Origin of the sequence: Roseinatronobacter ekhonensis (genome assembly GCF_900499075.1) — a bacterium.
In the GTDB taxonomy this organism is placed as follows: domain Bacteria; phylum Pseudomonadota; class Alphaproteobacteria; order Rhodobacterales; family Rhodobacteraceae; genus Roseinatronobacter; species Roseinatronobacter ekhonensis.
On record NZ_UIHC01000067.1, the window covers coordinates 1 to 10662 of the forward strand.

Annotated in this window: 8 protein-coding genes; 3 read left to right on the plus strand and 5 right to left on the minus strand. The window is 56.6% G+C overall.

The window, feature by feature from the left end; all coding sequences use genetic code 11:
- Positions 1–92: 92 nt before the first annotated feature.
- The 3 genes from ROE7235_RS17350 to ROE7235_RS17365 form a co-directional block, all read right to left on the minus strand.
- Entirely contained in the window at positions 93–989 is an 897-nt protein-coding gene (locus ROE7235_RS17350) for an McrC family protein (protein ID WP_121096878.1), read from the minus strand.
- The gene (locus ROE7235_RS17355; RefSeq protein WP_121096880.1) at positions 989–3481 is read right to left on the minus strand and encodes a DUF8426 domain-containing protein; all 2493 of its coding nucleotides are present in this window, start codon (positions 3479–3481) and stop codon (positions 989–991) included. Before ROE7235_RS17355 ends, ROE7235_RS17350 begins: the two co-directional genes overlap by 1 nt.
- A 245-nt stretch (positions 3482–3726) precedes the next feature.
- A complete protein-coding gene (locus tag ROE7235_RS17365; protein WP_121096891.1) occupies positions 3727–4926 on the minus strand; it encodes a Fic family protein in 1200 nt (399 codons plus the stop codon).
- Positions 4927–5189: 263 nt separating this feature from the next.
- On the opposite strand from ROE7235_RS17365, the gene ROE7235_RS20715 reads away from it, so the two are divergent.
- Both ROE7235_RS20715 and ROE7235_RS17375 read left to right on the plus strand, forming a co-directional pair.
- Positions 5190–5846, plus strand: coding sequence for a hypothetical protein (locus ROE7235_RS20715; protein WP_183073565.1), 657 nt, complete (start codon positions 5190–5192; stop codon positions 5844–5846).
- 237 nt (positions 5847–6083) lie between these two features.
- Positions 6084–6926 carry a hypothetical protein gene (locus tag ROE7235_RS17375; RefSeq protein ID WP_121096884.1) on the plus strand — a complete coding sequence of 281 codons (843 nt, stop codon included), beginning with the start codon at positions 6084–6086 and terminating at the stop codon, positions 6924–6926.
- 72 nt (positions 6927–6998) lie between these two features.
- Here the strand turns inward: ROE7235_RS17375 and ROE7235_RS17380 are convergent, their stop codons facing one another.
- The gene (locus ROE7235_RS17380) at positions 6999–7931 is read right to left on the minus strand and encodes a metallophosphoesterase (protein ID WP_121096886.1); all 933 of its coding nucleotides are present in this window, start codon (positions 7929–7931) and stop codon (positions 6999–7001) included.
- Positions 7928–9361 (minus strand): DUF6880 family protein, encoded by a 1434-nt coding sequence (locus ROE7235_RS17385; protein ID WP_121096887.1) that lies wholly within the window; start codon positions 9359–9361, stop codon positions 7928–7930. The genes ROE7235_RS17380 and ROE7235_RS17385 overlap by 4 nt, the downstream gene beginning before the upstream one ends.
- A gap of 341 nt (positions 9362–9702) precedes the next feature.
- Here ROE7235_RS17385 and ROE7235_RS17390 point away from each other — a divergent pair, with 341 nt between their 5' ends.
- Positions 9703–10575 (plus strand): AAA family ATPase, encoded by an 873-nt coding sequence (locus ROE7235_RS17390; RefSeq protein WP_121096889.1) that lies wholly within the window; start codon positions 9703–9705, stop codon positions 10573–10575.
- The last annotated feature ends 87 nt before the right edge of the window (positions 10576–10662 follow it).

Below are 10662 nucleotides of genomic sequence, written 5' to 3' on the forward strand. Positions count from 1 at the left end.
CAGCGCCTCAAGCGCCACAGCAGCTTTAAACTTGTCTGAAAAGTTCCGTCGCTTTGTCATTCTCGTATCCATTCGTGCGCGTTGGATACATCTTAGCACGCTGTCCAAATTTGCCGGACCACTTCAAACCGACCGATATACTTTTCGAAAAGCGCATTCATTTCGAAAAGGAGTGCCGTCCCCCGGCCCGAACCAGCGCTCGTCGTTTGATAGCGATTACGGAGAAACAATTGTGCCATCCCGAAAAGCTCTCGCCATGCGCGGTTGGTCCGATCAATGACGACCTCGTCCCACTTCAGCGCGGGAACAGATACTTCGGTAATATCGGCATAGACGAAGGCCAATTCTCGCAACCGCTGTTGGTTGCTGGCGCTTCGTGACATTCTGAACAAATGCGCAACGGTCGCTTTCATAATGCGGTTCAGCGCGATGTCATCTGACAACTCATCAAATTTGCACGCCAGCCGCGAGGGGTTTGCCGCATGGCGCGTGAACTGACGAGGCAGATCGAGGGCTCCGCGCAAGGCCGCGAGGTCATCCTCCTGACCGATGTACCGGCGCGGCATGCCGCGACGAACGGCATCGGTCAGCTTGTTGCAGAAAATCCGGATAAGAATTTCCAGTAGGGTTTCACGCTGCCAGTCGAGCTCCGTAACCTGACCCGTTTCGATTTTGAGATCGAGCGCGACCGCAAGCATGTGAACAAGACGTTTGCGAATGGCCGCGTTCTGCAGCACCTCGCCGCCCTGTTGATCGACGTCGATCTTGGGAAGGATTTCAAGACTGCAGCCATTTGTCGCCAAGACGCCGACAACCCCTCGTGCCCTCAGTTCATGACGGCGCTCCTCGAGAACACCGCCACCACCCTTGCCTGCAAAAGCCGATGCCTTCGCCAGTGCCGCAAGACGTCCGGCAAAGTGCTCGGGAATACAGCCTTCCCCTTCACCATGGGGCAGCGTTTCCCATTCGCGCAGGGTGTACGCAGGCATCAGGCAACAAACTCCGAGAAGTCGAACCTGTCTTTGACGGTCCACCTCAGCTTATCGCCGGAAAAGTCGTCTTCGGTCATTCCCGCAGGGGCAGCAATTTGTTTCGCATCAAGGAACCGAGACGGGCCTTGTCCAGAGTCGCCCAAAACAACCGCAACCTTGGACCAGTCCTCGTAAAAATACTCCGCCAGCAAAGGGATCACCTTGTCACGCATGGCGCTATCGATATCCGCTTGCGTCTGGCAGCCAGTGAAATACGCGTGACCAATCTGATGTTCTCGATCAAAGAGATACTCGATGCGCTCGTTGATCGTGGACAGCAGTCTTCGCAAATCAACTCCTTCAACGTCGTTCGAAAGAACAGACGGATCAGGCATTAATTCGTGGAAAGCAAACCGGCGGCGTAGCGCTGTATCCAAGAGAGCGATGGAACGGTCGGCTGTGTTCATCGTACCGATGACGTGCAGGTTCTGAGGCACGCCAAACGGCTTTTTCGAGTAAGGAAGTGTCAGGCGGATTTCGTTGTCCATCCCGAGCCGCTTGTCAGGCTCAAGGAGCGTGATCAGTTCGCCGAATGCCTTCGAGATATTCGCCCGGTTGATTTCGTCGATGATGAGGACGTGCGGCTCGGGTGACACGGATTCATCGGTGGATTGAGAGTTCATGTACCGTTCGACAAGCGCGATGTTCAGCTCTTGCTTGCGCAGAGGATAGATCGTGCGCTGAGAGATGGCCATGTTATAGAATTCGTTGGCAGGCATTCCGGCTTCGTCCACCCAAAGCCAGCGCATAGCCCGGCGATGCGGGTAAGTTTCGGAGCTTTCCCGCGGGTGGAATTCGTAGTCGCCTTCGACCATCCCGATGGCGCGGATCAGCAGGTTTCCCTTGCTGACCAGGATGACGTCTCCCTGTTGCAAGTTGTTGCGGAAAATATCCGTCATTTGCACGGCTGAGGTCAGCGAAAACCCGAGTTCCTCGTCGGTGTAGTCTTGCTCGACCTGAGCTTTGATTGCCTGTCGTTCGGTGAATTCATCCCCTGAGAAGTCAGAGCGGAAGAAGCCGAAGATCGCGCAGTTTTCATTGATTGCCTCGTCGAAAATTCCGGCATCCTCTGGAATCGCCACAGCACCGATCGACATTTTGAAAACATTCCGCCCCTCAAGCGAAAGCCGCTCACCCGTCGAATTCTGACCCCGGCTAGTATCAGCGCGGCGGGCGATCCTTTTGAAAACCCCGTCTTCGACCCGCAGACGGAAGCCACCCGTCGCGCTTGGATCAGTTGTAGAGTCGGAGGTTTCATCCCTTACCGTTTCCGGCCGCAGCCCTTCGACGAACTCCTCATAGGACATCGACTGGTGAAAGGTTACGAATTCGACACGCCCCTCGCTCACAAGCTTGCGATAAGTACTCATCAAGGCAGCTCGCTGAGCGCTGCCCTTTAACCCGGATGCGATCTGTTCGCCCAAACAAAGCCGAACTGCTTCCCATGCCGTTCGATAGGTTTTGCCCGTACCTGGCGGGCCATAGAGGATCAAGTTCACTGCAGAAGGCGCTGGTGCTTTTGTTGTGTCGGTCACGGCGTCCGCCTCCACTTGAGAATTGAGCTTATATGTAAAAATGGTAGAGCTGCTTGGGTTTGGTTCTGTGCTTGTGGGCGCCGGCACTTGCGCCAGTTTCTGGAATTTTTCGCCACCAAGCGCTTGGCAGATGTTTGGAAAAGCGTCCTTCAACCCTATCGCGGATGCAAGATCACCCGCGCGGATAGAGACATCCCTTGCTGCCTTTTCCCTCGCAGGTTCGATGAAATAGTTCAGAGCACAGAGCCTGATCCGGTCTGCGCCTTCCATCAGATGCTCGTAGCGATCAGGGCGCTCGACGGGCTGATCGTACTGATCCACGATGATGAAGCCAGCGTTATGAAGCGTAGCAGCGGCACTATCTTTCTTACTCCAGCCCCCATTCAGATCACTTAGATTACGTATGTAACCAACAAGCGGTTTGGTTGGGTAAACGCAATTTTCGCGTTCTCGCGATGAGCGCACCCAATAATCTCGCGGATCGCCAAAGGCGTCAAAAACGTCCCCACCCGTCCCGTTCGTACGGTAGCCGTCGTACGCATCCATGGCCGCCTCGACGGCTTGGCGTGACAACGAGGCCTTCTTGTCGCCCATACTCATGATTTCTGGAATTCCGAGGGCCTTTGCAATCTCCGGGCCGATTTCATAACTACAAAGTTCATTTTCATTAAATCGCAGATAATGTTGTGCCCCAGTGGTCAGATTCTTGCAGCGTACAGCACAGTGCTCGTCCAATGCTGCACGTGCCAACTCGTCCAGATCCTCGGTGCCAATAATATTCTCATCCGTCAGGGACGCGCCCTGAGGTAGGTACAAGTATCCCGGATGTTTTGCGCCGCCATTTCGCGAAACCGCGTAAAACTCCCCTTCGACGTGACGAAATACGATACGTCGCCTCTCGGTAAGATTGCTCATTACAAATTCTCCACGGGACTCAGTGCGTTGACCAACTGCAGTTGGTCAACCGTATTGCATTTCGCCTCACGCAGCTGCGGCGATCCGAAAACCTCTGCCAGGCGCCCCCTGATAATGTTAGCCCGTTCGTCATCTTCCGTTTCGGGCGGGAGTTTAGCGAACTCATTTTTGATACCTTTTCTGAAGCTAATCAATTTCTCCACCTCAAATCACATTGTTAACGTCGTCAGTCGATCTTCGCTCTCTCATTCATCCCTGTCGGGAAACAGCCCGGGCATCCACCTCCCCGCGTACTTAGCGGGGAACGCCAGCTTAAGCGGTGCCCGCGTTGATGCCGAGGACAATGCGCCCGCTTCTAGGAGCGCAGATGTCACCCGCCGCGCGGTGCGGTCGCTGGTGCCAAGGATGGTCTCGACCTCCCCGCGCTCGATCTGCCCCTGATAGAGCACGGCCTTCAGCACGGTATCGGATTTCGGAGGTAGCGCTCCTGCGCGGATTTCTTCTTCCGCCCAGATCAGGATGCGGTCACGCAGTCGACCCGGCCGCATGAGGCTCTCCATAAACTCCACCTGGTCAATGCAGGTGCGCAGGAAAAAGCCCGCGAACGAAGCAAGTGCGGCTTCGCTCAACGTGCCGCGTCCGTCGCGATCTCCACGACGGGGACCGTCACAGGTGGCCAGGTGCTCTTTGTAAGCCGCCTCTTGCCGTGCAAGCCCGCGCGCTACTGACCAAAGGCCACGCGTGTCGAGAGCCTTGCGCAGCATGGCATAGGACATCAGTCGGGCAACTCTTCCGTTGCCATCCAGAAAGGGGTGCACCCAGAGAAGTCGGTGATGGGCACAAGCAGCCGCAAGGATCGCCTCGATTCGGCCCGGTAGGCTGTAAGCCTTGTCCATTCGTTCGAGAAAGCGCGGCACAGCACCTGGGCTGATGGCGACATGCTGTCCAACTTCGACATAGCGGGTGCGAAGCTCGCCCGGAACAACCGGGATCTGCTCGCCTGTCTTCGGATTCTGAACAAAGAGAAGCTCAGGCGGCAAAAGTTCGCAGAAGCGGCGATGCAGGTCGACGATCGACGAAGGCGCGGTCGCTGGCTCCGACATTCCGTCTTCATCGACCCATTTCTGGACTGCGACATGCGCCTTGGCCTCGAGCTGAAGGTTACGCCTCGATGGATCGGCGCTGTAGTCGTTCCGCATCGCACGTTCGATGTCGATGGGATGAGTGTCATGTCCCTCGATGAGATTGCTGTAGTAGCAGTTCATCGCCCGCACGAGATCTGCCAGGGCATCCGAGACGGAAGCAGGCAATCCACTCCGGAACCCCGCAGACTTTTCAGCCAGCTCCAGCGCGAGATCGTTCAAACCCGCCCGGGCGGGAGAACCTTCCGAAACCATGAGAGGCTCGAACAGACCTACTGTCTCGCCATCATCGGAGATCGTCACTTGTCCTGCTTTCTGGCCACTTTTATGGCCGTGATTTATCTCTATAAAAAGCAAACGCTATCATATGGTTGATCAGTTAGAAAGTGACAATTATTCTGCCAATTTGGCCGGTTCTCTGACCGCTAACGCTTCAAAAGGCTTTGTTACGGTCCAAGATGTGATAAGTGGCTACGCTGAAACTTGCGCATCATAATCAATCAAATCTCCTTGCTATCATTAATGTTGTTTCGTATCGCTGCACCATTATAGATGGAGTCGGCATCATGAAACACATGGTCCATAGCGTGGCAGCCGCCGCGGCAATCAGCATATCCTCTCTTGTGGGTTCGGCCGCCCCGGCCCAAGCCTATCAGGTCGACTGCGCGATCCTGCTATGTCTTTCTGGGGGATGGCCTGCATCCGCACCATGCGCGCACGCGCGGGCAGTGTTCATTCGCCGGATCACACCGTGGCCGATCGAGCCGCCGTTGCAGATCTGGCGTTGCCCGATGGGGGCGTCTTTCAACGAGCCTGCACCGATGTCACTCATGGAGCGGCTCTATGACATTGCGTTCCGCGATCCGCTCTCGGTCCGTCAGGAAACGGCTCCCCTGCCTCTTGTTCACGTCCAAGCCGATGATCAAGCGGACATCGACATCTCGGGCGACGCCTTCGACTTCGTGAGGAGCATCCGCGTCTACCATATCCAATACCGCCAAAACGAAAACCGCGATGGCGACTGCAATCGAAGCGACTCGACGCGCTTGGGATCATACGGCCTTCAAGGTGATTATCGCTGGACAAGGTCCGGCGTGGCCCAGGTGCCGACCGCGTCTGAACTAACCATCCCGAAAGGATGCAGAAGCTATTTCTATCGGTCTGTCTTCGTGGACTGGCGTGATCACGCCGGGAACTACGGCTCCGAAGAAGTCCGCTACTGACCAACCAAGCGTGAGGTTTCCTGAGCGCTCCTCGCAAACCCCTGCACCTGAAGCCGTGCAATCAACCCAAAAAAGGAAACGACGCCAGACCGTGAAGCCTGACGCCGCGCTAGAAAAATCCGTGAACAAGAATTTTCTAGCGCACTGTCCAAACACCCGCAACCAGCAAAGTTGTTTTGCTGGCAAGAATGTTGTTGTCTCACGACATGTCGTCGGTTCTCTCAGGAGACCCAGACCATGGAACCCACAACCGGCTTGATACTACGACGCATTACGCAGACTGATCTGTCCGTATCCGCTCACAAGCTTGCCACTCTCATCCTTGATGGTATCGCCTGGAAGGAGGGCTATAACGGGCTGTCGCGCGGGACAGCCGCCTACACCCTCTCTGTCTTGGCAAATAAGATGGGCATCTCGCGCCAGTATCTGACGGTCCTTCTGAGCGAACTCGAAGCGTCGGACTTGGAGCTGGTGCGCCAGAAATCCAACGGCAAATTTGCTCCATGGCTCTTCCGGTTCGCGGCCTTTGATAAAGCGGAGGAAACCCATGATCTCGTGTCAGGTGAGGGTGACACATCACTATCTAGAGATAATAATAACAAAACTATATTCTCAGGTCTGATTGAAATCACCGCGAACTCGAACGTTTTTCAGACCTGTTGGGCAAACTTGATCAAGGCAGCGAAGACCGCCCTACCCTGCTGGAACGTCGACACGCAAGTGATCTGGGATCGCTTCCTCGCGTTCAACCGGGCGCGAGGCAACGGCAGGGTTCCTGCAGGTTTCTTGCTTGGTTTCATGCGTCGGTGGCGCACTGCATCGGGAACACCGCCTCGCTCGGAACCTACCCCGGCGCCGAAGCGGGTGGTTGATCCAAAAGAGCGTGAATTGCTCGATCAGATCCAGGCTGCGCCAAGCGCAAACCGTCAGTTTCACGCATCGGACCTTTGTCGCTTGATCGGGCATGCCAGCTACGAGGCCAGGGTCATCGACGTGATCCGGCAGTTCAGATGCCAGAGATTCTCTGCGATCTTGGCGGTGCATGGCAGGGCTGTGCTGGCGGGGGAGATTTCGCGGTGAGACACCGCATCACCATGCTTTCAAAAGGGGGAAAGGTGAAGTTCGCGTGGCTTGCCAGTCACTCCCGCAAACTCAATCGATAAGGATGAGATTTTTCGGATCCAGCTGATGTTCACCAGCCCATTTGTAGGCGCAGGTCAGGCGGGGATAGTCGAGGCAAACCGCATTTGGCGCGTCTATCGCCGGAGAGCCAAGCCTTTTGTAGTGGCCGAAGAACACCGGCTTCGCCTCGGCATCATAAGCGCGAAACGCGACCTCGCCCTCGATTGGCGTCCCAGGAAGCGCTGCGGGGTCAGGCACCGACAGTGCTGCATCGCGCCAGGTCATCGCGCCTGATTGCCACCATTTGAGGCGGAGCCCCGTGCGCTTGTGCCCCTTGATATCGTGGAAGAAGTAAGGCGTCGGCAGTTCTGCTTCTGGTCCTTTCAGAGTGGTCAGGACTGCCTCAGCAAAACCACTTGCGTCGTCTTCCAGCGCAACCTCTTGGAGATCGTCCTGTGCCAGAAGGCCGCTCGGACGCCGGGCGAGGATCGTTTCGATCCGCACATCGTCCCAACAGGCATGCACCAAGCGCAACCCGCCCAGATCGAGAAACAGGGGCAGCGTCAGAAACCACTCCAACATTTCAGCAGTGTCCGCATGCCCCACGGGGAACTCATCCAGAAACGTCTGATGCTGGGCCCGATTCTTGTCGGAATGCGCGCGCATGTAGCCATCATCGGTGCCGTCAGCGTTCAAACCAGGCTGATGATACAAGAGCGCATTCAGCTCGTGATTGCCCATGATTGCGACCGCATTGCCCTGATCACGCATGGTGCGGACGAGGGTCAAGACAGCCTTATTCGCCCGGCCCATATCTATGAAATCTCCCAGAAACGCAGCAATACGCCCCTCTGGATGTCCCCAAACCTCCCGGTCCGACACATAGCCGAGGGTCGACAACGTTTGCGTCAGGCGGTCGATGTCCGCATGGATATCAGGAATGATGTCATAGTGCGTCGTCATGCGAAGTGCCCCCAGAAACCTGTTTTGCGTCCATGGTCGCGCTTCAGGCGCTTTACGTAGGTGGCGTGACCCTCAAACGTCCCGAAATCCTCAATCCGACCGGCTAAGCCCTCGCATTCGGCTAGGTGCTGAGCGGCATAGCCGTAGCGCTTAGACCTCGCCTTTGACAGCGTGAAGTCGATCATGGCTCTCAAGGCAAGTGTAGCGGACAGCGGAAATCTCTCTGATAAGGCGTCAGCAGCGGGTACGAGCAGCTCATAACGGTCGCCATCGATCTCGTCATGGCGGTCGATCAGCAGCCGGGTAGCGCGATCCGGCGACGGCCACCCTAGGAAAAAACCAAGCGCGGACCGCAGGCTTGAATATGCTGCAGCATGAGCCATCGCCCGTTCTTCGGCCTCAATATCCTCGAAATCTGGAAGCCGTTTCAGAAAGTCGCGTAGGTAGCCAGACTCGAGCGTGCTCTCGAAACAGCTCCACCGAAAGGTCTGCGCCTCGTCCTTGCGATCAAGCGCTTCCAGCACCTCAAGACGGATATCCTGCCACTCGCGCGGCACCCAGCTGTCTTTCATATCAGCGCGTTCGATAAAGCCAAGCGCATCCCCTGCCCTGCCCGCGGCCAGCAGGCGCGTCGCGATTTTGGCAGCGATCTGCGGCACCTTGCGCGTCCTCGCATCGTATTGGGCGATGAAGGCATCCACATCACCCATTGCATCGGCGATGTCCTTCAGTGCCATCTCCACCACGCTTTTCTGGGAGCGTTCTTCTATCTGGTGCGCATAGGTCGCACCGCCGCTACCATACCCCACTACCTCCCATTCTCCTTTCGGTGGGATGGGAACCGGCGTCCCGGCAAGCGTTTCGATCCGCTGCTTGAGATGCGCCAGCCCCTCTTGCCCAAGCGCGGGTGTCAGGATGGCGATCAAACCGTCATACTGGCCATAGCCATTGTCGCGCAGGGCCTCAATCGCCGCATCAGCCAGCAACTCAGGCTGCGCCCCGGCGGCGAGAGCAAGCTCGCCCAACAACGCGCAGGCGTCGTGAAACACGCCAATGACGATTCCGCTGCTGTCATCGCAGCGCTCGAAAAGCGGTGTTGCCACCTGCATGAAGCGCCAGGCCAGTGCGAGTGCTTCAGCCGGATCGGCCGGGGCGATCCGCTCCTTGATCGCGCGGAGCTGGCTTTGCAGATCGGTGACAAGTGGCTTGCGGTTTTGCCAATTCACAAAGCTGCGGGCCCGCGCAATGCTGGTCAGCCGCTTGGCCACCGCCCGCCCCGCTTCCTTCGGGCTTTGCGCTCCTGCAAGTTCCAAGCGTAGCCGCCGTTTGGCCACGGCCGAGCCAGTGCTGATCTCAATCAGCAAATCGGCCAGCCGGGCAGCACCGAGCGTCTCAAGGTTTTTTGCGTTCAGTGTCGTCTTCGATGCCATTTGAAACCCATTTTGTCTCGGCGGACTTTAGCAGCGGTCAAGGATAGGTGAAACGCCGACACTGATTAGATGCCAAGACCAGCCTCCGGTCAAAAAACCGGACCTGAGTTTCTCGTACAGCTACGCAGGTTTCACCTGCATTGCTCAAGTCGAATCTGGCAGCAATGTTCTATACGTCCTGGTTAAGTCGCCGGGCGATCCATCGAGTGGGCGCGGCCCTTAGCGCTTGTTTGAAGGATATTATTGAGGCGGTCTTTGGATTAATTTGCTCCGGGTTTATGACCTTCTGTCCAGATATGACGTATGGCCATGCCATCTCTGTTACACAGATGGAGATGTAAATGAGCCACGAACAACACCTTGCACTAGATTTGATCGCCCGACTTGCCAGTCGTTTTGGTCCAGCAAGCCGAATTGCCAAAGAACTGCCCGGCTGGCTGGAGTATCTGACCGAAGTTGAATGCCCTGAGCGCCCCCGCACCCGCCCAAGCGCGGTTTGGTGGCAGAAGATTCGAGAACTCGTCCGCAACCTGGTTCCAGGCGCTGGTGGCGGCGAGGGCGAGATCGTGCAAGGCAATGCCGCTCTACTTGGTGATCATTTCGGATTATCTCCGGTCGAGACATCCATGCTGACCTTCGTTGCTCTATACAAGATCTTCGACGCGTTTGAGCATGTCGTCGATGGAGCCTTGGAGACGAAGGAGGTCACAGTACCGCTTCTTTTGTCGTGGTTCTGCCTAGCGCCTGAGCCTGAGATCCGGGCTGCCATGCGCGCTTCCAGTCGGCTGGTAAGCTCGGGGCTGGTGCAGCGCAACAGCGGCGGGCGCTATCATCGCATGCCGTTTGACCTATCTGATCGTCTCACCTTCGCGCTTTTGGCCGAGGTGGGAAGCATTAACAATTTGATCGCGTTGATGTTTCAAAGTGCGGGCGCTCCCGAGGCTGAATGGCCGGATTTCGAAGGCCTGGGACGAGATGCAGACCTGATGCATGACCTAGTGTCCAAAGCTCTGGCCAACAGCACGCCGGGCGTGAACATCCTGCTCTATGGTCCGCCTGGCACCGGAAAAACTGAATTTGCAAAGGTGCTGGCCCTAAAGGTTGGTGCCGTACTGCGTGCGGTGGGAGAAACCGACGATGAAGGAGGAGAGCCGTCGCGCCATGAACGCCTGTCTGTGAATCCCGGAGACAAAATGCCCACAGAAACGGTCTGATGATCTGACCGTCGCGGAGTAAAATTCCGCAATCTGACACCTGAAGCTGATGAGCGGAGGGTGGGGAGATGTATTCTGTGGACTTAT